Annotated in this window: 18 protein-coding genes and 1 other RNA gene; 12 read left to right on the plus strand and 7 right to left on the minus strand. The window is 65.3% G+C overall.

From position 1 onward, the window contains the following. Positions 1-85: 85 nt before the first annotated feature. The 5 genes from P6U25_RS31530 to P6U25_RS31550 form a co-directional block, all read right to left on the minus strand. Positions 86-913 (minus strand): TIGR00282 family metallophosphoesterase, encoded by an 828-nt coding sequence (locus P6U25_RS31530; RefSeq protein ID WP_407148644.1) that lies wholly within the window; start codon positions 911-913, stop codon positions 86-88. Between the two features lie 2 nt (positions 914-915). Continuing rightward, entirely contained in the window at positions 916-1494 is a 579-nt protein-coding gene (locus tag P6U25_RS31535) for a 5-formyltetrahydrofolate cyclo-ligase (RefSeq protein ID WP_407148645.1), read from the minus strand. Between the two features lie 248 nt (positions 1495-1742). Continuing rightward, a non-coding RNA gene (gene ssrS / locus P6U25_RS31540) (6S RNA) lies at positions 1743-1903 on the minus strand. Between the two features lie 540 nt (positions 1904-2443). After that, positions 2444-2827 (minus strand): cell division protein ZapA, encoded by a 384-nt coding sequence (locus P6U25_RS31545; protein ID WP_407148646.1) that lies wholly within the window; start codon positions 2825-2827, stop codon positions 2444-2446. Next, a complete protein-coding gene (locus P6U25_RS31550) occupies positions 2824-3144 on the minus strand; it encodes a DUF4164 domain-containing protein (RefSeq protein ID WP_407148647.1) in 321 nt (106 codons plus the stop codon). The genes P6U25_RS31545 and P6U25_RS31550 overlap by 4 nt, the downstream gene beginning before the upstream one ends. A gap of 365 nt (positions 3145-3509) precedes the next feature. Here P6U25_RS31550 and tkt point away from each other — a divergent pair, with 365 nt between their 5' ends. The 8 genes from tkt (at position 3510) to P6U25_RS31590 (ending at position 13157) form a co-directional block, all read left to right on the plus strand. Then, positions 3510-5492 (plus strand): transketolase, encoded by a 1983-nt coding sequence (tkt, locus tag P6U25_RS31555; RefSeq protein WP_407148648.1) that lies wholly within the window; start codon positions 3510-3512, stop codon positions 5490-5492. A gap of 164 nt (positions 5493-5656) precedes the next feature. After that, positions 5657-6664 (plus strand): type I glyceraldehyde-3-phosphate dehydrogenase, encoded by a 1008-nt coding sequence (gene gap, locus P6U25_RS31560; protein WP_407148649.1) that lies wholly within the window; start codon positions 5657-5659, stop codon positions 6662-6664. Between the two features lie 158 nt (positions 6665-6822). After that, complete coding sequence (locus tag P6U25_RS31565; RefSeq protein WP_407148650.1) at positions 6823-8019, plus strand: phosphoglycerate kinase; 1197 nt, start codon at positions 6823-6825, stop codon at positions 8017-8019. A gap of 55 nt (positions 8020-8074) precedes the next feature. Next, complete coding sequence (gene fba, locus P6U25_RS31570; protein ID WP_407148651.1) at positions 8075-9142, plus strand: class II fructose-bisphosphate aldolase; 1068 nt, start codon at positions 8075-8077, stop codon at positions 9140-9142. 179 nt (positions 9143-9321) lie between these two features. Beyond that, positions 9322-10347, plus strand: coding sequence for a class I fructose-bisphosphate aldolase (locus P6U25_RS31575; RefSeq protein WP_407148652.1), 1026 nt, complete (start codon positions 9322-9324; stop codon positions 10345-10347). After that, a complete protein-coding gene (locus tag P6U25_RS31580) occupies positions 10348-11025 on the plus strand; it encodes a thiamine phosphate synthase (protein ID WP_407148653.1) in 678 nt (225 codons plus the stop codon). A 7-nt stretch (positions 11026-11032) separates the two neighbouring features. Next, positions 11033-12127, plus strand: coding sequence for a tetratricopeptide repeat protein (locus P6U25_RS31585; RefSeq protein ID WP_407148654.1), 1095 nt, complete (start codon positions 11033-11035; stop codon positions 12125-12127). A gap of 235 nt (positions 12128-12362) precedes the next feature. Next, positions 12363-13157, plus strand: coding sequence for an inositol monophosphatase family protein (locus tag P6U25_RS31590; RefSeq protein ID WP_407148655.1), 795 nt, complete (start codon positions 12363-12365; stop codon positions 13155-13157). Positions 13158-13275: 118 nt separating this feature from the next. Here the strand turns inward: P6U25_RS31590 and P6U25_RS31595 are convergent, their stop codons facing one another. Then, entirely contained in the window at positions 13276-16425 is a 3150-nt protein-coding gene (locus tag P6U25_RS31595) for a multidrug efflux RND transporter permease subunit (RefSeq protein ID WP_407148656.1), read from the minus strand. A 6-nt stretch (positions 16426-16431) separates the two neighbouring features. Further along, entirely contained in the window at positions 16432-17640 is a 1209-nt protein-coding gene (locus P6U25_RS31600) for an efflux RND transporter periplasmic adaptor subunit (RefSeq protein WP_407148657.1), read from the minus strand. A gap of 525 nt (positions 17641-18165) precedes the next feature. Here P6U25_RS31600 and P6U25_RS31605 point away from each other — a divergent pair. The 4 genes from P6U25_RS31605 (at position 18166) to P6U25_RS31620 (ending at position 21147) form a co-directional block, all read left to right on the plus strand. Next, on the plus strand, positions 18166-19152 hold the full coding sequence (locus P6U25_RS31605; RefSeq protein ID WP_407148658.1) for a flagellar motor protein MotA: 987 nt from the start codon (positions 18166-18168) through the stop codon (positions 19150-19152). 15 nt (positions 19153-19167) lie between these two features. Further along, positions 19168-19551 carry a VOC family protein gene (locus P6U25_RS31610; protein WP_407148659.1) on the plus strand — a complete coding sequence of 128 codons (384 nt, stop codon included), beginning with the start codon at positions 19168-19170 and terminating at the stop codon, positions 19549-19551. Further along, a complete protein-coding gene (locus tag P6U25_RS31615; RefSeq protein WP_407148660.1) occupies positions 19552-20580 on the plus strand; it encodes a peptidoglycan -binding protein in 1029 nt (342 codons plus the stop codon). A gap of 117 nt (positions 20581-20697) precedes the next feature. Beyond that, positions 20698-21147 (plus strand): GNAT family N-acetyltransferase, encoded by a 450-nt coding sequence (locus tag P6U25_RS31620; protein WP_407148661.1) that lies wholly within the window; start codon positions 20698-20700, stop codon positions 21145-21147. The last annotated feature ends 544 nt before the right edge of the window (positions 21148-21691 follow it).

The following is a 21691-nucleotide window of genomic DNA, read 5'->3' on the forward strand; positions in this document are numbered from 1 at the left end:
AGCGAAGCGTAATCCGGGACCAACATGCGAGCGGACGATAACCCCGGATTTCGCTGCGCTCCATCCGGGCTACGTTCACTCGCGATCACTTTACCCAGAACTCTGGCATCGCAGGCGCAAGCCGTCCGCCGGCCCGCACCGGCGCGATCTTCAGCGCAAGCCCGGTCGCATCGTCGGTTTCGACCGCCACCCCGCTCAGCGTGGCGGGTCCCGACGCCGGCTCGAAGCGGGCGGACGGAATGCCAGTGAGGAAGCGCTGTAGCGGCTCCTCCTTCTGCATGCCGATCACCGAATCGTAGTCGCCGGTCATACCGGCGTCACTCATATAGGCGGTGCCGCCTGGCAGCACCTGGTGATCGGCGGTCGGCACATGGGTATGGGTGCCGACCACGAGGCTGACGCGGCCGTCGCAGAAGAAGCCCATGCCCTGTTTCTCGCTGGTCGCCTCGCCGTGGAAGTCGACCACGATGGCATCAGCGCCCCGGCGCAACGGACATGCTTCGAGCTCACGCTCGATTGCCGCGAATGGATCGTTGGCGGACGGCTCCATGAACACGCGACCGATCGCGTTGATGACCAGCGCACGCTTGCCGTTCTTGGTGTCGATCAGCGCAGCGCCGCGCCCGGGCGAATGGCGCGGGAAGTTGAGCGGGCGGATCAGCCGCGGCGCACGCTCGATGAAGACCAGCGCCTCCTTCTGATTCCAGGCGTGATTGCCGAGCGTGACCGCATCGGCGCCGGCGTCGAGCAGCTCCTGATAGATCGCCTCGGTGATGCCGAAGCCGCCGGCGGAGTTTTCGCCATTGACGATGACGAGATCGAGCGACCAATCCCTGATCATGCCGGGAAGATGGTCGGTGATGGCGGTGCGGCCGGTCCTGCCGACGACGTCACCAACGAAGAGAATACGCAATGCTAGGCACTCCGGAAATCGAACGTCTTGCGTTCCGTTAGCACATAATCCAGCGGAACGTCGTGCGACAACGCCGGGATCGCCTTGGTCTCCTGGACGGCGAACGCCAGTCCGACGCCGATGACATGCTTGGCCTTGCGCAGATGCGCGAAGGTATAGTCGTAATAGCCGGCGCCGTAGCCGATGCGATGGCCGAGCCGGTCGAAGGCGGCCAGCGGCACCAGCATCACATCCGGATGCACCTCGGCGGCGGCCGGCGACGGCTCGGGGATGCCGAGCGGCCCGAGCATCAACCTTTCATGCGGCGCCCAGGAGCGGAAGGTCAGCGACTGGCCGCGCGCATTGACGCAAGGCAACGCGAGCCGAGCCCCCTTGGCTGCGAGCATCACCATCAGCGGGGTCGGATCGATCTCGCTGCGGATCGGCGAATAGCCCGAGACGATCATGCCTGACGTGATCTCGAACGGTGCGCCGCGCTTGGCCAGCGCCTCGGCGGCCGCATGACGTTGCTCGTCGCTCAGCGCGTCGCGCTTGGCCAGCGCGAGCGCCCGGAGTTCGGCCTTCGATGGAGATGCATGCATGACCATCTTCCGCTGTCATCGTCCGCGACAGCGGACAATCCACCATTCCAGAGACGCCGCTATCTTGCGGCCAAGCCGCGGCGTACTGGACACCCCGCATCGACGGGGCAAGCACTGCTAGTCAATCAAACCGCCGCAACGAAAACAGCACAAACCGAAAGCACGATCCGGGAAAAGTGCGAAGCGTCTTCCGAGGAGATCCTGCTCAAGCACAGCACGAAAGCGCGATGACCTCATCGCGCTTTGAGTGCGAAGCCGCAGAGGCCGTTGGAGCGCTCGATCCCGGAGTTCCCTACGAAAGTAGGTGGGCACCATATGTCCGGGTCCACGGACCCGGCCAGGGACAGTTCCCTAAAGGATCGATAAGGCCCCGGGGATATATGGCTCCTGACGCACGACGCAGCTTCGCGAGCGCTAATCTAGCCATCGTTGCCGCAATCCGCCAGCGGTAACAGAGACGCAGAGTTCATGCATTCTCTTCATCCACCCCTGGATGGCACTTGCGGGAAGACGCGTTGGCAAAATATCGAAAAACAACCCCATGCAAAGTAGCCGGCGGTGGCTGGCGTTCGATCAGGCTACTTGACGCGTCGGGCAACTCACCGATATTCTTCCAATAATCCGAAATCAAGCAGACGCACGCTCGCCCCAGGGGGCATATGGCATTTGCGTGCTTCTGCAACCGACGTTTCCACGTCGTCATGGCCGATAGCGATATGCGATAGCTCGCCCCACCAGGCAGGGCAATCGCATATGCCGCCTTGGGCCGCTGCGCACGAACCCGGCCTCGTGGTTCGAGACGCGCCGCAAGCGGCGCTCCTCACCATGAGGGTCTACTATTGTGCCGCAACACAAGACTTCATCCTGAGGAGCCCGCCAAAGGCTCGAAGGATGGCCACAGGGCGCTTTTCTCCCAAATGCGATTGCCTGCCCCACCAGGGGAGGGTGATCACCCGATCGCGATCCCGCCGCCGACCGTGCGGTTGAGCACCTGCGTGGTGTGCTCGATCCGCTCGGCCGCGGCGTTGAGCGCGTTGCAGACCGCGACCTGAGTCGCGCGGGCGCGGTCGGCCGCGGCCACACGCGCGTTGCGGAGCTGTTCGACCTCTTCCTCGAGGTTGCGGATGCGTGATCCGGCGTCGACCAGTTCGTCGCACGCGGTGAGCGCCGCCATCACAGTGAGCCGCGCATCGCCGATCTCGCCGAATTTGCCGCGCAGCGATTCGATGCGCTGCTCGAGGTTTTCCGCGAGCTTGAGCAGCCGCACCTCCTGGCCTTCTTCGCAGGCCATCCGGTACTGCCGGCCATTGATGGTGACGTTGATGTGGCTCATCTCGTCTCTCCGCTCTCCAGCACGGCGCGAATGGTGCCGATTGCTGCGTCGAGCTTTTCTGCGATCTCGCGATTGGCGCGCTCCAGCTTGCGCGTCTTGACCAGCGATCCGTCGAGCTCGTCGGCGAGCCTGGAGCGATCGGCGCCGAGCGCCTGGATGCGGCTCGCCAGCTCGTTCTCGTCGCGATCGGCCTCGCGCCGCCGCTCCACCGAGCTCTCCAACGCATCGAGCGCCGCCATCAGCCGCTTTGTCGCAGCATCGATATCGGCAAGAGGTGCCTCGGTATTACCAGACCCGTTGGCGGGACGATCACTCATGACACTCGGCGCGGACCCTTCATCAGTTGGTCTTGGGTAAGTTGGTCTTGTGTAAGGTGGTCTTGGGTAGCCTTGCTTGAGACAAGCCTGCCGCACGGCAAAACAGGCGTATCGGCAAGCGGTTAGGGGATGAAATTTACGTGGCGAGCGAGCCCAGCGCAATGTCGCCGCAGAACTATGCACCGAACAATCGAAACGGCCCATTTCGAGCAACTTTTCCCCGTTTTGGGGCGTTTGATCGCCTTGGACTTGAGGATTTGAGGTGCTAATCCACCCCGCAACCCCGTAAGGCCATCACGCGCGTGTCGCGGCTGCCCGCCCCGATGCGTCCCGCAACCAACTCCTCATTTCAGGCGGACTTCATCATGACGCAGGTCGATCACACCCGTATGGCCAATGCGATCCGTGGCCTTGCCATGGACGCCGTCGAGAAGGCGAATTCCGGCCATCCCGGCCTGCCGATGGGTGCTGCCGACATCGCCACGGTGCTGTTCACGCAATTCCTGAAATTCGATGCAGCCGACACGGCCTGGCCTGATCGCGACCGCTTCGTGCTGTCGGCCGGCCACGGCTCGATGCTGCTCTATGCCTTGCTGTACCTCACCGGCAACAAGGACATGACGCTCGATCAGATCAAGCATTTCCGCCAGCTCGGATCGACGACGCCGGGACACCCCGAGAATTTCCATACCAAGGGCATCGAGACCACCACCGGCCCGCTCGGCCAGGGCATCGCGACCGCGGTCGGCATGGCGCTGGCCGAGAAGATGCTCGCCGCCGAGTTCGGCAAGAAGATCGTCAACCACCACACCTATGTGCTCGCCTCCGACGGCGACCTGATGGAAGGCATCTCGCAGGAGGCGATCGCGCTGGCCGGCCACTGGCGGCTCAACAAGATGATCGTGCTGTACGACGACAACGGCATCTCGATCGACGGCCCGACCTCGATCGCGGATTCCGTCGACCAGGTGAAGCGTTTCAAGTCGGCCGGCTGGGCCGCAGAGCTGATCGACGGCCAGGACCCGCAGGCGATCGCCGCCGCGATCACCCGCGCGCAGAAGTCGAACAAGCCGTCGCTGATCGCCTGCAAGACTACGATCGGCTACGGCGCGCCGCACAAGGCCGGCACCGCCAAGGCGCATGGCGAGGCGCTTGGCGCCGACGAATTGAAGGCCGCCAAGGAGAAGCTCGGCATCTCGCTCGAGCCGTTCTCGGTGCCCGATGACGTGCTGAAGGCCTGGCGCGAAGCCGGTGCCCGCGGCGCCGCCGCGCACAAGGCGTGGGATGAGCAGTTCGCCCAGCTCGGCAGCCGCAAGCGCGCCGAGTTCGAGCGCCGCATCCGTCACGAGCGTCCGCAGTCGCTCGCCAAGGCGCTGCGCGCGCACAAGAAGGCGCTCCTGGAAAATCCGCTTAATGTCGCGACCCGCAAATCGTCGGAAGCCGCGATCGAGGTGATCGCCGCGGCGATGCCGATGGAATTCGTGGCCGGCTCGGCCGACCTCACCGGCTCCAACAACAACAAGGCGAAGTCAGCGGTGGCGTTCGCGGCGAAGACGCCGAAGGGCCGCTTCATCCATTACGGCATCCGCGAGCACGGCATGGCGGCGTGCCTCAACGGCATCTTCCTGCATGGTGGCTTCGCGCCGAACGGCGCGACCTTCCTGGTGTTCACCGACTATGCGCGCGGCGCGATCCGGCTCTCGGCGCTGATGGGCACCGGCGTCGTCTACGTTATGACCCACGACTCGATCGGCCTCGGCGAGGACGGCCCGACGCATCAGCCGGTCGAGCACCTCTCGGCGCTGCGCGCGATGCCCAACATGCGCGTGTTCCGTCCCTGCGACGCGGTCGAGACCGCCGAGTGCTGGGAACTGGCGCTCAACCGGGTCGAAGGCCCGACCGTGCTGGCGCTGACCCGTCAGAATCTGCCGCAGCTCCGCACCACGGCGCCGAACGACAACCCGTGCAGTCACGGCGCCTATGAGCTGGTGCCGGCGCAGGGTGACGCAAAAGTGTCACTGTTCGCCTCCGGTTCCGAGGTCCAGCTCGCGGTCGAGGCGCAGAAGCAGCTCGCCGAGCGCGGAATCGCGACGCGGGTGGTTTCGGTGCCCTCACTGGAATTGCTACTGACGCAGCCCGCCGAGCGCCAAAATGCCATTATCGGCAACGCTCCGGTCAAGATCGCCGTCGAGGCCGCCGTGCGCTGGGGCTGGGATGCCGTGATCGGCCACGATGGTGAATTCGTGGGCATGCACGGTTTCGGCGCCAGCGCCCCGGCGAAGGACCTTTTCAAGCACTTCGGCATTACTGCCGAGGCCGTCGTTAACGCTGCGCTGAAGCGCGTCTGACGCCGGCCAGACGCCCGCCGGCCGAAGGTTGAGCTTGCCGCGAAAAAGGATTACCAAAGCTCCATCTTTTCCGTCCGCGCCCGGCCGAACCGGGCGTTCCGCCGTAAAACCCTCGTGGGAGGTCTCCCACGGGGCGGGCATCAGCTTTTAGAGGAGAGACGAGCATGGCAATCCGCGTCGCGATCAACGGGTTTGGACGTATCGGCCGCAATGTGTTGCGGGCCATCGCCGAGTCCGGCCGCAGGGATATCGAGGTGGTCGGCATCAACGACCTCGGCCCGGTCGAGACCAACGCGCATTTGCTGCGCTTCGATTCCGTGCACGGCCGTTTCCCCGGCACCGTGACCGTCGAGGGCGACTCGATCAGCGTCGGCGACAGCAAGATCAAGGTCTCCGCCGAGCGCGATCCCTCCAAGCTGCCGTGGAAGGCGCTCGGCGTCGATGTCGCGCTGGAATGCACCGGCATCTTCACCGCGAAGGACAAGGCTTCTGCGCATCTCAGCGCCGGTGCCAAGCGCGTGCTGGTCTCGGCTCCCGCTGATGGCGCCGACGCCACCATCGTCTACGGCGTCAACCACGAGACGCTGACCAAGGACCACATGGTGGTCTCGAACGGCTCCTGCACCACCAACTGCCTGGCCCCGGTCGCCAAGGTCCTGAACGACACGGTCGGCATCGAGACCGGCTTCATGACCACGATCCACGCCTACACCGGCGACCAGCCGACCCTCGACACCCTGCACAAGGACCTCTATCGCGGCCGTGCGGCGGCGATGTCGATGATCCCGACCTCGACCGGTGCGGCGAAGGCGATCGGCCTGGTGCTGCCGGAGCTGAAGGGCAAGCTCGACGGCGTTGCGATCCGCGTGCCGACCCCGAACGTCTCGGTGGTCGACCTCAAGATCGTCGCCAAGCGCGCGACCGACGCCAAGGAGATCAACGAGGCGATGAAGCGCGCCTCCGAGCAGCAGCTCAAGGGCATCCTCGGCTACACCACCGCGCCGAACGTCTCGATCGACTTCAACCACGATCCGCACTCGTCGACCTTCCACATGGACCAGACCAAGGTGCAGAACGGCACGCTGGTGCGGGTGATGTCGTGGTACGACAACGAGTGGGGCTTCTCCAACCGCATGGCCGACACCGCCGTCGCGATCGGAAAGCTGCTCTAAGACAGGCGATCCGTGATGCCCGGCCTTGCGCCGGGCATCATCGTCTTGCTCCTCCGTCATTCCGGGATGGTCCGAAGGATCAGACCGGGAATCTCGAGATTCTGGGCTCGATGCTCCGCATCGGCCCGGAAGGACCGCTCAGAGTTCGAGTTGACCCCATGAAAAAATCATTCCGCACCCTCGACGACGTGGACATGAAGGGCAAGCGCGTGCTGCTGCGCGTCGACCTCAACGTTCCCATGGAAAATGGCCGCGTCACCGACGCCACCCGGCTCGAGCGCGTCGCTCCCACCATCACCGAAATTTCCGACAAGGGCGGCAAGGTGATCCTGCTGGCCCACTTCGGCCGGCCCAAGGGACGCGATCCCAAGGAGTCGCTCAAGCCGGTCGCCGAGGCGCTGTCGCAGGTGATCAAGCGCCCGGTCGCCTTCGCCGACGACTGCATCGGCGACGCCGCGGCCGAGGCGGTCGCGGCGCTGAAGGACGGCGATATCCTCTGCCTCGAGAACACCCGCTTCCACAAGGAAGAGGAAAAGAACGACGCCGGCTTCGTCGCTGAGCTCGCAAAGCTCGGCGACATCTGGGTCAACGACGCATTCTCCGCCGCACACCGCGCACACGCCTCGACCGAAGGCCTCGGCCACAAGCTGCCGGCCTATGCCGGCCGCACCATGCAGGCCGAGCTCGACGCACTCGGCAAGGCGCTGGAGGCGCCGACCAAGCCGGTGATCGCGATCATCGGCGGCGCCAAGGTGTCGACCAAGATCGACCTTCTGGAGAACCTGGTGACCAAGGTCGATGCGCTGGTGATCGGCGGCGGCATGGCCAACACCTTCCTGCACGCGCAGGGCGTCGCCATCGGCAAGTCGCTGGCCGAGAAGGATCTCGCCGCCACCGCGCTCAAGATCCTGGACAAGGCCAACGCCTCGAACTGCGCGATCATCCTGCCGGTCGACGCCGTGGTCGCAAGCCAGTTCTCGGCCAATGCGCCGTCGCATGCCTATGGGCTCGACGCGATTCCCGCCGACGGCATGATCCTTGATGTCGGCCCGCAGTCGATCGCACGCATCCATGCCGCGATCGACGATGCGGCAACGCTGGTGTGGAACGGACCGCTCGGCGCCTTCGAGCTGACGCCGTTCGACCGCGGCACCGTGGTGTCGGCGAAGCATGCCGCCGAGCGAACCAAGGCGAAGGAGCTGATCTCGGTCGCCGGCGGCGGCGACACCGTCGCGGCGCTGAACCAGGCCGGCGTCGCCGGGGATTTCTCCTACGTCTCGACCGCGGGCGGCGCATTCCTCGAATGGATGGAAGGCAAGCCGCTGCCCGGCGTCGAAGTTCTGAAGAAGGGCTGAGGGCTAACTCACATCCGATCACGCGCGAAAGCGCTGCAATACAGGGAGAAACTGAATGGCTCGCATCACGTTGCGGCAACTGCTCGATCACGCGGCTGAGCATGAATACGGCGTTCCGGCGTTCAACATCAACAATATGGAGCAGGCGCTGTCGATCATGGCCGCAGCCTCCGAGGTTGACGCCCCCGTCATCATCCAGGCCTCGCGCGGCGCGCGCTCCTATGCCAACGACGTCATGCTCAAGCACATGATGGACGCCGTCACCGAAATCTATCCGCAGATTCCGGTCTGCGTGCATCTCGACCACGGCAATGAGCCCGCCACCTGCATGACCGCGATCCAGGCCGGCTTCACCTCGGTGATGATGGACGGCTCGCTCAAGGCCGACGGCAAGACCCCCGGCGACTGGGACTACAATGTCGGCGTCACCAGGACCGTGACCGGCATGGCCCATCTCGGCGGCATCTCGGTGGAAGGCGAGCTCGGCGTGCTCGGCTCGCTCGAGACCGGCATGGGCGACAAGGAAGACGGCCATGGCGCCGAGGGCAAGCTGTCGCATGACCAGTTGCTCACCAATCCCGATGAGGCCGTGAAGTTCGTCAAGGAGACCAAGGTCGACGCGCTGGCGATCGCGATGGGCACCTCGCACGGTGCCTACAAGTTCACCCGCAAGCCCGACGGCGATATCCTCGCCATGAACGTGATCGAGGAGATCCATCGCAAGCTGCCGAACACGCATCTGGTGATGCATGGCTCGTCCTCGGTGCCGCAGGAGCTGCAGGACGTCATCAACGCCAATGGCGGCAAGATGAAGCCGACCTGGGGCGTGCCGGTCGCCGAGATCCAGCGCGGCATCAAGAACGGCGTGCGCAAGATCAACATCGATACCGACAACCGCATGGCGATGACCGGCCAGATCCGGAAGGTGCTGAAGGACAATCCGGAAGAGTTCGATCCGCGCAAGTACCTGAAGCCCGCCATGGAGGCGATGACCAAGCTGTGCAAGCAGCGGCTGCAGGAGTTCAATACCGCGGGCCAGGCCAGCAAGATCAAGCGGGTGCTGACCACGGCGGAAATGGCCAAGCGCTATGCCGCAGGCGAACTCAACCCGAAGGTCGCCTGACAGCACCATCACCCGGCAACATTAACGGCGGGACATCGCTTCTGACGCAGTCGGGAACGGTGTCCCTGCCCAACGGGCCGCCGCCGCAACCTGCCGGCCGCGACGAACGTTTTCTAGGCAATTGCCCGAGAACCGCCTATTTTGGTTTGCAAAGGCAATGCGCTCCGGAGGACGTCTCGATGAACCTTGCTGACCTCAACAAAGTCGCCCTCGCCATGGTCACCCCGGGCAAGGGCATCCTCGCCGCTGACGAATCCACAGGCACCATCAAGAAGCGTTTCGACGCCATCAAGGTCGAATCGACCGAGGAGAACCGCCGCGACTATCGCGAGATGCTGTTCCGCTCGCAGGAAGCGATGAGCAAGTACATCTCCGGCGTCATTCTTTACGACGAGACGATCTGGCAGAACGCGAAGGACGGCACGCCGCTGGTCAGGCTGATCGAGCAGGCAGGCGTGATCCCCGGCATCAAGGTCGACGAAGGCACCCAGCCGCTGCCGGCCTGCCCCGGCGAACTCGTCACCGTCGGCCTCGACAAGCTCGCCGAACGGCTGAAGAAATATTACGAGCGCGGCGCGCGCTTCGCGAAATGGCGCGCGGTGATCGATATCGGCGCCGGCATCCCGACCATGACCGCGATCCGCGTCAATGCGCACGCGCTGGCGCGCTACGCCGCGCTGTGCCAGGCCGCGCAGATCGTGCCCATCGTCGAGCCCGAAGTGCTGATGGATGGCGATAACGACATCGACCGTTGTTACGACGTCACGCAGCGTGTGCTGAACAGGACCTTCCAGGAATTGCGGGTGCAGCGCGTCGCGCTGGAAGGCATGATCCTGAAGCCGAACATGGCGATCTCGGGCAAGAAGTGCACCAAGCAGGCCTCGGTCGAGGAGGTCGCCGAGAAGACCGTCCGCCTGCTCAAGAGCTGCGTGCCGGCCGCAGTCCCCGGCATCGCATTCCTCTCCGGCGGGCAGAGCGACGAGGAAGCGACCGCGCATCTCGACGCCATGAACAAGATCGGCAACCTGCCCTGGCATCTCACCTTCTCCTACGGTCGCGCGCTGCAGGCCGCACCCCAGAAGGCGTGGTCCGGCAAGGCCGACAATGTCGCCGCGGGCCAGCGTGCCTTCTCGCATCGCGCCCGGATGAACGGGCTGGCGAGCACCGGCAAATGGAGCGCCGGCCTCGAGAAACAGGCGGCATAGTTGGCGACAAAGCCCGTTCCGCCGCGGCCGGCGCCGCGCCTCTATCTCGCGACGCCGCCCGTCGACGAGCCCGCGCAGCTCACGGCGGAGCTTCCCGATCTGCTGGCCGCGGCCGACGTGGCGGCGGTGCTGGTGCGGCTCAACGAGACCGACCAGCGCACCATGATCTCACGCGTCAAGGCGCTGGCGCCTGCGATCCAGAATGCCGGCGCGGCGCTGTTGATCGACGGACATCCCGAGTTGGTCGCCCGCGCCGGCGCCGACGGCGCGCATCTGACCGGCATCGCTGCGATGGAGGACGTCCTGCCGTCGCTGAAGCCCGACCGCATCGTCGGCGTCGGTGGCCTTGCGACGCGCCACGATTCCATGGCCGCGGGCGAGGCCGGCGCCGACTACGTGCTGTTCGGCGAGCCCGATGCCAATGGGCAGCGGCCCTCGGCCGAGGCGATCGCCGAGCGGCTGCAATGGTGGGACGAATTGTTCGAGCCGCCCTGTATCGGCTTCGCCGCCTCGCGCGAGGAGGCCGAAGCGTTCGCCGCAGCCGGCGCGGATTTCGTGCTGGTCGGTGACTTCGTCTGGTCCGATCCGCGCGGCGCGAAAGCCGCCCTGATCGAGGTCGGTGAAGCGCTCGCGCAGGCGCACGCCAGGACGATCGGAAAGGCCAGGGCCGAGGGATGACGCCGGAATGAAGTGCCTGCGTCAGATAGGTGTTGCGCTCGGCTGCACGATGCTGGCGAGCGGCGCGATCGCGCAGCTCTCGATCACGCCCCCGGCGCAGCAGGCGCCCGCGCCAAAGAAGGAGGCTCCGAAGGAGCACAAGCCGAAGGTCCATTCGCCGGCTGCCAAGAAGCCGGCGCCGAAGCCTGCCGCAACGCCCGCGGCCGCCGCAACTCCCACCCCGTCGCCCTCGCCGACCCCGACGCCAGCCTTCGAAGACCCCAACGTCGACCTCGTCTACGGCGCCTATCAGCGCGGGCTGTACAAGACCACCTTCGACCTGGCGAGCGCGCGCGCCCAGTACAACAACGATCCCAAGGCGATGACGATGCTCGGCGAGCTCTACGCCAACGGGCTCGGCGTCAGGCGCGACTATGTCAAGGCCGACCAGTGGTACAAGCGCGCGTCCGACGCCGGCGACCGCGAGGCGATGTTCGCGCTCGCCATGATGAAGATCGCCGGCCGCGGCGGGCCGATCGACAAGGATTCCGCGGTCAAGCTGCTGGCCTCGGCGGCCAAGCTCGGCGAACCCAAGGCGGCCTACAATCTCGCGCTGCTCTATCTCGACGGCCAGACCCTGCCCCAGGACCTCCAGCGCTCCGCCGAGCTGCTGCGCATGGCGGCCGACGCCGGCAACCCCGAGGCGCAATACGCGCTCGCGACCTTCTACAAGGAAGGCACCGGGGTGCCGAAGGACCTGGAAAAGGCGGCGCGGCTGCTGCAGGCTGCCTCTCTCGCCGACAACGTCGACGCCGAGGTCGAATACGCCATCGCGCTCTACAACGGCACCGGCACGCCGCGGAATGTGCCGGCCGCGGTAGCGCTGCTGCGCAAAGCGGCCCGGCAGAACAGCGCGATCGCGCAGAACCGCCTCGCCCATGTGCTGGCGACCGGCGCGGGTGCGCCGATGGACAAGGTCGAGGCGCTGAAATGGCATCTGGTCGCGAAGACCGCCGGCAAGGGCGACCCCGACCTCGACGACATCCTCGCCGATATGTCCGCCGAGGACCGCGCCAAGGGCGAGGCGGCCGCCCGGAAATGGATCGGAAACAACGTCAAATGACGCCTTGACGGCGCCACTTCCAGAGGGCACCCAGTCGGTGAACCCAAGGCGGTACCCTCTCACCCCGTCATCCTGAGGTGCGAGCCTAGCGGCGCAATCGCGCCGCCGGGCGAGCCTCGAAGGAGGCACGGCCCGGCTGGCCATGCATGCTTCGAGACGCGCGTTCCGCGCTCCTCAGGATGACGGGACTATTTTTGAACCCGCCCGCACGATCAGACCAAAGAAATCATCCATCATGCTCTACTCCGCCCTCATCAATGTCATGGTCAAAGCCGCGCGACGTGCCGGCCGCAGCCTCAAGCGCGACCTCGGCGAGATCGAGCATCTCCAGGTGTCGATGAAGGGGCCGGCGAATTTCGTCTCGCTCGCCGACAAGCGTGCAGAGGAGATGCTCTACACCGACCTTGCCAAGGCGCGGCCGGGCTACGGCTTCCTCGGCGAGGAAGGCGGCAAGCGCGAGGGCACCGACAAGAGCCACACCTGGATCGTCGATCCGCTCGACGGCACCACCAACTTCCTGCACGGCATCCCGCAGTTTGCGATCTCGATCGCGCTGGCGCGGGAGGGCACGGTGATCGCGGGCGTGATCTACAACCCCGCCAATGACGAGCTCTATATCGCCGAGCGCGGCAAGGGCGCCTTCCTCAACGACCAGCGGCTGCGCGTCGCCGGCCGCCGCCAGCTCAACGAATGCGTGGTCGCCTGCGGGCTGCCGCATATCGGCCGCGGCAACCACCAGGTGGCGCTGCAGGAGATGGCCGCGCTGCAGACCAAGGTCGCAGGCTTCCGCCGTTTCGGCGCCGCCTCGCTCGACCTCGCCTTCGTCGCCGCCGGCCGGCTCGACGGCTACTGGGAGCGCAATCTCAGCCCCTGGGACATCGCGGCGGGTCAAATCATGGTCAAGGAAGCCGGCGGCACGGTGTCCGGCATCCAGGGCAACGACGACCCGCTGCAGACCGGCCACGTCGTCTGCGGCAACGAGTTCGTGCACGGCGAGCTGATCAAGATCCTGAAGCCGCTCGGGCAGTAACGCACCACGCTCGCTGTCATCATCCGCGAAAGCGGATGATCCCGTACTCCACGTCTGCGGTAACTGCCAACTGCGACACTGCGGCGTACTGGATACCCGCTTTCGCGGGCATGACAGATTATGGCTTCGCCGGCGCCGGTGGACCGTACACCTCACCCTTCTCCGTCGCCTTCTCCCGATCGCCGGCCAGCACGCGCTGCACGCTGACGAAGAACACCGGCACCAGCAGCAGCGCCAGGATCACCACCGCGATCATGCCACCCATCACCGATGTACCCAGCGCCTGCTGGCTGGCGCCGCCGGCGCCGGTCGCGATTGCCATCGGCAGCACGCCGCAGACGAAGGCAAGGCCAGTCATCAGGATCGGGCGAAACCGGAGGCTGCACGCCTCAATCGTCGCCGTGACCAGCGGCTTGCCCTGGGCGCGCAGGTCCTTGGCGAATTCGATGATCAGGATCGCGTCCTTGGCCGCGAGACCGATGATGGTGATCAGGCCGACCGTGAAATAGACGTCGTTGGGCAGGCCGCGCAGCGTCGCCGCCACCACGGCGCCGAGAATGCCGAGTGGCACGGTGAGCAACACCGCAAGCGGAATGGTCCAGCTCTCATAGAGCGCCGCGAGTAGCAGGAACACCACCAGCACCGACAACGCCAGCAGGAACGGCGCCTGCGAGCCCGACAGCTTCTCCTGCAACGACTGGCCGGTCCATTCATAACCGAAGCCGCGGGGCAGCTTGTCGGCCAGCCGCTCCATCTCGGCGATCGCATCGCCCGAGGTGAAGCCGGGTTTCGCCTCGCCGGAGATGCGCACCGCCGGATAGTAGTTGAAGCCCGCGATCTGCGTCGGTCCCTTCGACCACTCGATCGTCGTGAACGCCGAGAACGGCACCAGTTGGCCGCGGCTGTTCTTGACGTTGTAGTTCAGGATGTCGTCCGCATTCATGCGGCTGGTCTTGTCGGCCTGTACGATGACACGCTGCATGCGCCCGCGGTTCGGGAAGTCGTTGATGTAGTTCGAGCCGAGGTTGGTCGAGATCGTGTTGTTGATGTCCTCGAAGGTGACGCCGAACGCGCCCGCCTTCTCGCGGTCGATCACCAAATTGACCTGCGGCGCCGGCGGCAGACCTTCGACATAGACCTTCTGCAGGATCGGGCTCGCGTTGGCTTCGGTGACGAGGCGGTCGGACGCGGCGACCAGCGCCGCATAGCCTTTCTGGCCGCGGTCCTGCAGGCGAAACGAGAAGCCCGAGGAGTTGCCGAGATTGTCGATCGGCGGCGGCTGCAGCGCCGAGATCCTGGCATCGCGGATCGAGGACAGATCACGATTGACGTCGGCGACGATGGCGGCCGCAGAATCCTTCGCACCCCGCTCCGACCAGTCCTTCAGGGTGATGAAGGCCTGTGCGGTGTTCATGCCCTGGCCGAGGAAGCTGAAGCCGGTGAGGAACGTCACGTTCTCGATGCCGTCGCGCTGGAGCAGATACTTCTCGACCTTCTCGACCGCGGATTCAGTGCGCGCGTAGGACGATTCCGAGGGCGTCTGCACGTCGGTCGTGATGAAGCCCTGGTCGTCGACCGGCAGAAAGCCGCCCGGCAGCCGCACGAAGCCGTAGGCGACGCCCGCAAACAGCACGGCGTAGATCAGCATCAGGCGGCCGGTGCGCTTCAGCGAACCCTGCACCGTGCGCGTATAGCCGGCACGGCTGGTGTCGAGCACGCGGTTGAACCAGCCGAACACGCCCTTGCGGGCATGGCCGTGGCCCTTCTGCACCGGCTTGAGCAGCGTCGCGCACAGCGCCGGCGTCAGCGACAGCGCGAGCAGCGCCGAGAACGCGATCGCCGCGACCATGGTGACCGAGAACTGGCGGTAGATGATGCCGACCGAACCGGGGAAGAACGCCATCGGCACGAAGACCGCCATCAGCACCAGCGTGATGCCGATGATGGCGCCTGTGATCTGCGACATCGCCTTCTTGGTCGCTTCCTTCGGCGGCAGGCCCTCCTCGGCCATGATGCGCTCGACGTTCTCGACCACGACGATGGCGTCGTCGACGAGGATGCCGACCGCCAGCACCATGCCGAACATGGTCAGCATGTTGATCGAAAAGCCCGCGATCATCAGCGTGGCGCAGGCGCCAAGCAGCGCCACCGGGACCACGATGGTCGGGATGATGGTGTAGCGGATGTTCTGCAGGAACAGGAACATCACGATGAAGACCAACACCACCGCCTCGACCAGCGTCATCAGCACCTTCTTGATCGAGGCCTCGACCACCGGCGTGATGTTGTAGGGGATGTCGTAGCTGATATTGGCCGGGAAGAAGCGCGACAGCTCCTTCATCTTGGCCTCCACCGCGCTCGCGGTCGCCAGCGCGTTGCCCTTCGGCGACAGCAGCACCGAAAGGCCCGCGGTCGGCTTGCCGTTCAGGCGTGTGTTGAACTGATAGCTGAGGCCGCCGATCTCGATCCGCGCGACGTCACGCAAGCGGACTGTCGAACCGTCGTTGTTGGCGCGCAGGATGATCGCGCCGAATTCGTCGGGCGAGGAGAGCTGGCCCTTCACCAGCACCAGTGCGGAGATCTTCTGCGTGTCAGTGCTCGGTTCGGCGCCGATGCTACCCGAGGCAACCTGGGCGTTCTGCGCCGTGATCGCCTTGTTGACGTCGTCGGCGGACAGACCGTAGCCGACCAGCTTGGCCGGATCGATCCAGATGCGCAAGGACCGCTCGGTCGAGTAGAGCGTGGCGCGGCCGACGCCTGGGATGCGGCGGATCTCGCCCAGCACGTTGCGGATCATGAAGTCGCCGAGCCCCACCTCGTCGAGGCTGCCGTCGGTCGAGTTCAGCGTGATGATCTGAAGCACGGCGGAGGAGGCTTCCTCGACCAGGATGCCCTGCTGGATCACGGCGCGCGGCAGCCGAGCCTCGACGCGCTTGAGGCGGTTCTGCACCTCGACCGAGGCCTGGCTGGTGTCGGTGCCCGGCTTGAAGTTGGCGATGATCTCGACCTGGCCGAGCGAGTCGCTGGTGGACTCGAAGTTCAGGATGTTGGCGGCGCCGTTCAGCTCCTCCTCGATCAACCGCGTGACGCTGTTGTAGAGGTTCTCCGGCGACGCGCCGGGATAGCTGGTCGAGATCGAGATCGAGGGCGGCGCGATGATCGGATATTGCGCGACCGCGAGCAGCGGGATCGAGATCGCGCCGATCAGACAGATGAACAGCGCGACGACCCAGGCGAAGATCGGCCTGTCGATGAAGAAGCTAGGCATCAGCGATCACCGCTGGACGTGGGCGGCTTGCTGCGGGTCCGTCGCGGTTTCGGCCGTCGCGTCGACCTGCTTCCAGAGATGCGGCCGCACCTTGTCACCCGCGGCGAATTTCTGGAAGCCCTCCACGACGACCTTGTCGCCGGCCTTCAAGCCATCGGTGACGAACCACTGACCGGCCTGCAACGAGCCGGTGCGAACGGCCTGCACCGCCACGAGGTTGTTGTCCTTGACAACGTAGACCTCGCTGCCGCCACCGCCATTGCGCTGGATCGCCTGCTGCGGCACAGCGATAGCGTCGGAATCGATGCCCTGCTCGATCTGCACGCGGACATACATGCCGGGCAGTAGCACCCGGTGCGGATTCGGGAACTCGCCGCGCAGCGTCACCTGGCCGGTGTAGGCGTCGACCCTGGCGTCGGAAAACAGCAGCTTGCCCGGCAGCGGGTAGAGCGAACCGTCGTCGAGCACGAGACGGACCTTCAGCGCATCGGGCGCGATGCGGTCGAGATCGCCTCTCTCGAAGGCACGGCGGAGCTGGTTCATCTCGCTGGCCGATTGCTGAAAGTCGGCATAGATCGGGTCGATCTGCTGGATCGTCGCCAGGCTCGTGGCATCGTTCTGCACGACGAGCGCGCCCTCGCTGACCAGCGCCGCGCCGACGATGCCGTCGATCGGCGCGCGGATCGTCGCATAATCCAGATTGAGCTTGGCGCGCGCGACTTCGGCCTCGCGGCCCTGAACGTCAGCCTCGGCCTGCTTCAGCGTGGCGATCGCCTTCTCGTTCTCCGCCTCCGGCGCGGCGCGCTGGCTGGTCAAGGTCGCGATGCGGCGAGCCTGCAACGAGGCCTGCTCGAGCACTGCCTTGGCGCGCGACAACGCGGCCTCGGTTGACTGCAATTCCACCTCGAACGGGCGCGGATCGATCTGGTAGAGCGGATCGCCGGCTTTCACCTCGCTGCCCTGGTGGAACATGCGGTTGACGATGATGCCGGACACGCGCGGGCGCACCTCGGAGACGCGTGTCGGCGCGATCCGGCCCGGCAGCTCGCGGACCATGGCGCGCGCCTGCTGTTGCACGGTGACGACACTGACATCCGGCTCGGGTGCCTGCGCTGCGGCGGTCGCGGTGTTCGGTTCGTCGCAGCCCGCAAGCAATGGCGCCGCCACGGCCAGCATCAATGCAATGCATGCCGATTGCGCGCGAAGTCCAGACATCGGAAAGGTCGCCCTGATTGGTGTGAACATAGAAATGGCGGTGCCGCATCGACACCGCTTCGTTGACCGGGAGAAAATAAAATGTGCTTGCTGCGACGCAATGCATTCCGCGGGCGGCTCATTGTCACACAAGCCTATCGCCCTGAAACTGCGGCGTCTTTTGTCGACTCACTGGATTGTGACGAGGGTTCCATCGCAGGCTGTGGCCTCCATTAAGAGATGTGTGCGCGGGAAACGCGGCAATGGCGTGCGCGCAACGGCAGGATTTCGCAACTTTGTGCCGAATCGCCTCGCCCGCTGATCGGACAGTGCGAGCGGCACAGGCGCGATCCACCGACCGTGAGCCGCGCAATGCCCCGAGGGCGCGCGCGAACAACTAGGACTCCGCTCATGGTGTGTGCGAAAGGCCGCCTTCAACCGAAGATTCGCCGTTCGTGGCCCGGATGCGGCTTTCCTTACTTTCCTCCCTCCGCCGCTGTGCCATATTGATCCCAGATGCGGCCTTCGCGTACGGATGACCCGGCAATGCCCCCTTCCCGCTCCGACATGGAGATCGAATTGAGCAAGCTGTCCTCGCCCCGGATCTTCCTGGTGCGGATGCTGGTGTTCCTGGTGCTCTGCGGCCTGGTCGGGGTCGTGCTGTACAAGCAGATCGTCACCGCCTTCTTCGCCAATCCCGGGCTGAACGCTCTGATCGGCGCGGTGCTTCTGATCGGCATCATCCTGGCGTTCCGGCAGGTGATCCGGCTTTATCCTGAAGTCACCTGGGTCAACAATTTCCGCATCGCCGATCCCGGCCTTGCGATCGACCGCCGCCCGAAGCTGCTGGCCCCGATGGCCGCGATCCTCGGCGGCGAGCGCACCGGGCGGATGAGCATCACGCCGCAGACCATGCGGCATCTGCTCGATTCGATCGCGACCCGGCTCGATGAGGCCCGCGACATTTCGCGCTACATGACCGGCCTGCTCGTGTTCCTCGGCCTGCTCGGCACCTTCTGGGGCCTGATCGAGACGGTGGGTTCGGTCGGCAAGGTGATCGACAGCCTCAAGGTCGGCGGCGATGCCGGCGCGCTGTTCGATGCGCTGAAGGAAGGCCTTGCCGCCCCGCTCGGCGGCATGGGCATTTCGTTCTCGTCCTCGCTGTTCGGCCTTGCCGGCTCGCTGATCCTCGGCTTCCTCGACCTGCAATCGAGCCAGGCGCAGAACCGTTTCTACACCGACCTCGAGGACTGGCTCGCCACCACCGTGCGCGGCATTTCCGGCGAGGAGTCCGCCGTCGGCGGCGAATTGCAGGGCGCGATTGACCGGCTGCGCACCGCGGTCGAAGAGGGCGGCGGCAATCGCGGCAGCACGGCCGCGATGGCCAATCTCGCCGAGGCGATCCAGGGCCTGGTTGCGCATATGCGCACCGAGCAACAGATGATCCGGGAATGGGCCGACGGTCAGGGCGAGCAGAACCGCGAGATCAAGCGCCTGCTCGAGCGCCTCGCCCGCCAGCCCGAGAAGAGTTGAGCCACGGAGGTCAGCTTGCTGGACCACGTCACACTCGGCGTCCGGGATGTCGAGCGCTCGAAAGCCTTCTATGATGAGGCGCTGCGTTCGCTCGGCATCAGCCGCCTCTATGCAGAAGGCAACCGATTTGCGGGCTACGGCATCCGGCCAAAAGCCTTCTTCTGGATCGGCGAGCGCAACGTGATGCAGACCGGCGCGCATATTGCGTTTACAGCCAGTGACCGCGCCACCGTGGACCGATTCTACGAGGAAGCGATCAAGGCCGGCGGCAGGGATAACGGACGGCCCGGAATTCGGCCGCACTATCATGCAAACTATTACGGCGCCTTCGTGCTCGATCCTGACGGCCACAACATCGAGGCCGTCTGCCACGCGCCGCAGCAAACGAAGGGAATCTGAATGGCCCTTGCCCGCACACGCCGCAGCGAATCCGCCTTCAACTACTGGCCCGGCTTTGTCGATGCGCTGTCGACGCTGGTGCTGTCGATCGTGTTCCTGCTCACAGTGTTCCTGGTGGTGCAGTTCTTCCTGTCGCAGGAGGTCACCGGCAAGGACAAGGCGCTGGAGCAGCTCAACGCCAAGATCGCCCAGCTCAACGACCTCCTGTCGATGGAGAAGCTCGGCAAGCTCAACCTCGACGACCAAATGGCGCAGTTGCGCGCCAGCCTCGCCACCGCCGAGGGCGAGCGCGACCGCATGAAGGGGCTCTATGAGGGGCTTGCGAGCTCCGGCAACGATGCACAGGGCCGTGCCAACGAGCTCAGCAAGGCGCTGGAATCCGAGAAGGGCGTCTCCGCGCGCGCGATGGCGCAGATCGAGGTCCTGAACCAGCAGATCAGCGCGCTGCGCCGCCAGCTCGCCGCCCTGGAAGAGGCGCTCGACGCCTCCGAGAAGCGCGACAAGGAATCGCAGAACCGCATCACCGATCTCGGCCAGCGCCTGAACGTCGCGCTGGCGCAGCGGGTGCAGGAACTGTCGAAGTATCGCTCCGAGTTCTTCGGCCGCCTGCGCAGCATCCTCGGCAACCGCCCCGACATCCGCATCGTCGGCGACCGCTTCGTGTTCCAGTCCGAAGTGTTCTTCGACACCGGACAGGCGACGCTGCTGCCCGAGGGCAAGACCGAACTCGACACGGTGGCGAGCGCGCTGATCGATATCGACAAGAAGATCCCGAGCGAGATCCCCTGGGTGCTGCGCGTCGACGGCCACACCGACGTGCGGCCGATCAGCAGCCCGGTGTTCAAATCGAACTGGGAGCTGTCATCGGCGCGCGCGATCTCGGTGGTGCAGTACCTGGTCTCGCTCGGCGTGCCGCCGCAGCGCCTCGTCGCCGCCGGCTTCGGCGAATTCCAGCCGCTCGACACCGGACAGAACGACGACGCCTACAAGCGCAACCGCCGCATCGAACTGAAGCTGACAGAGAAATGACGATGCCCATGGCCTCGCTGCCAAGGCATCTTCACGATCTCGCGAAAGGAAGCTTCCCGGGACATCTGCACTCGGACGCGCGTCGCGCTTTTGCCCGGGCATGACAATGGTTCTTTGATGAGCGCTGCCTTTCAACTTCGTCCCTATCGCGCCGCGGACGAGGACGCCGCGATCGAGCTGTGGCGCGAGACCTGGCAGCAGGCCTATCCGTCCATCGACTTCAATGCACGCGTGGCATGGTGGCGCGAGCGCTGGCGCAGCGAGCTGGTGCCGAACGCGTCGATCATCGTCGCCGAGCAGGACGATGCGCTGATCGGCTTCGTCACCATCGACAAGCAGGGCTATCTCGATCAGCTCGTGGTCGATCCCGGTCACTGGGGCTCGCCGCTCGCAAGCGCGCTAGTCGACGAGGCCAAGCGGCTGTCGCCCGACGGCGTCACGTTGTTGGTCAACAAGGACAACGCCCGCGCCATCCGCTTCTACCAACGCAACGGCTTCGTGCATGCCGGCGAGGACGTCAACCCGACCTCGGGTCGGCCAGTGCTTAAGATGGCATGGACGCCGTGAGGGGGAAAAGCACAACGCCCGCTGCTGTCGTCCCTGCAAAAGCTGTCAAACGCGTTGCGCGGACATGACGGTGATGGAGCTTACCCACCGCTCTCGCCCACTCGTCGTCCCTGCGCAAGCAGGGACCCATACGCCGCAGCGGATGTTGCGTGAACGCGACTCGGCGTTCCAGCATCGCTGAACAATGACTAACTGTGGTTATGGGTCCCTGCTTTCGCAGGGACGACACCTGAGGATAGTTCTCGCTCGATGTCTCATGCCGTCATTGCGAGGAGCGCAAGCGACGAAGCAATCCATCGCGCCGCGCCGGCGCGGATCACGAAAACAAGAAGGTCCCGATCAGCAGACCTGCCGCAAACGCCCATAGCCCCAATGTGCAGGCTGAAACGACGCGTGCGAAGTTGCGCAAATCCACGTCTTGCAGGCTATCGTGAGCGCGATCCGTCAATTGCTGGCACCCCCTGCGGTGGCCGCCGTGACACCTCTGACGTAGCAGACAGTTTCCACCCCATAAGCGCCCAAATGAAGGCGACAAATGGTCATG

The organism is Bradyrhizobium sp. ORS 86 (assembly GCF_045571475.1).
Classification (GTDB): domain Bacteria; phylum Pseudomonadota; class Alphaproteobacteria; order Rhizobiales; family Xanthobacteraceae; genus Bradyrhizobium.

What these genes read in the sequence shown, in the direction of transcription:
- P6U25_RS31535 (WP_407148645.1), bottom strand. Translation starts at nt 1,494, where the DNA reads ATGCATGCATCTCCATCGAAGGCCGAACTCCGGGCGCTCGCGCTGGCC.
- P6U25_RS31545 (WP_407148646.1), bottom strand. Translation starts at nt 2,827, where the DNA reads ATGAGCCACATCAACGTCACCATCAATGGCCGGCAGTACCGGATGGCC.
- P6U25_RS31550 (WP_407148647.1), bottom strand. Translation starts at nt 3,144, where the DNA reads ATGAGTGATCGTCCCGCCAACGGGTCTGGTAATACCGAGGCACCTCTT.
- tkt (WP_407148648.1), top strand. Translation starts at nt 3,510, where the DNA reads ATGACGCAGGTCGATCACACCCGTATGGCCAATGCGATCCGTGGCCTT.
- gap (WP_407148649.1), top strand. Translation starts at nt 5,657, where the DNA reads ATGGCAATCCGCGTCGCGATCAACGGGTTTGGACGTATCGGCCGCAAT.
- P6U25_RS31565 (WP_407148650.1), top strand. Translation starts at nt 6,823, where the DNA reads ATGAAAAAATCATTCCGCACCCTCGACGACGTGGACATGAAGGGCAAG.
- fba (WP_407148651.1), top strand. Translation starts at nt 8,075, where the DNA reads ATGGCTCGCATCACGTTGCGGCAACTGCTCGATCACGCGGCTGAGCAT.
- P6U25_RS31575 (WP_407148652.1), top strand. Translation starts at nt 9,322, where the DNA reads ATGAACCTTGCTGACCTCAACAAAGTCGCCCTCGCCATGGTCACCCCG.
- P6U25_RS31585 (WP_407148654.1), top strand. Translation starts at nt 11,033, where the DNA reads ATGAAGTGCCTGCGTCAGATAGGTGTTGCGCTCGGCTGCACGATGCTG.
- P6U25_RS31590 (WP_407148655.1), top strand. Translation starts at nt 12,363, where the DNA reads ATGCTCTACTCCGCCCTCATCAATGTCATGGTCAAAGCCGCGCGACGT.
- P6U25_RS31595 (WP_407148656.1), bottom strand. Translation starts at nt 16,425, where the DNA reads ATGCCTAGCTTCTTCATCGACAGGCCGATCTTCGCCTGGGTCGTCGCG.
- P6U25_RS31600 (WP_407148657.1), bottom strand. Translation starts at nt 17,640, where the DNA reads ATGTCTGGACTTCGCGCGCAATCGGCATGCATTGCATTGATGCTGGCC.
- P6U25_RS31605 (WP_407148658.1), top strand. Translation starts at nt 18,166, where the DNA reads ATGCCCCCTTCCCGCTCCGACATGGAGATCGAATTGAGCAAGCTGTCC.
- P6U25_RS31615 (WP_407148660.1), top strand. Translation starts at nt 19,552, where the DNA reads ATGGCCCTTGCCCGCACACGCCGCAGCGAATCCGCCTTCAACTACTGG.
- P6U25_RS31620 (WP_407148661.1), top strand. Translation starts at nt 20,698, where the DNA reads ATGAGCGCTGCCTTTCAACTTCGTCCCTATCGCGCCGCGGACGAGGAC.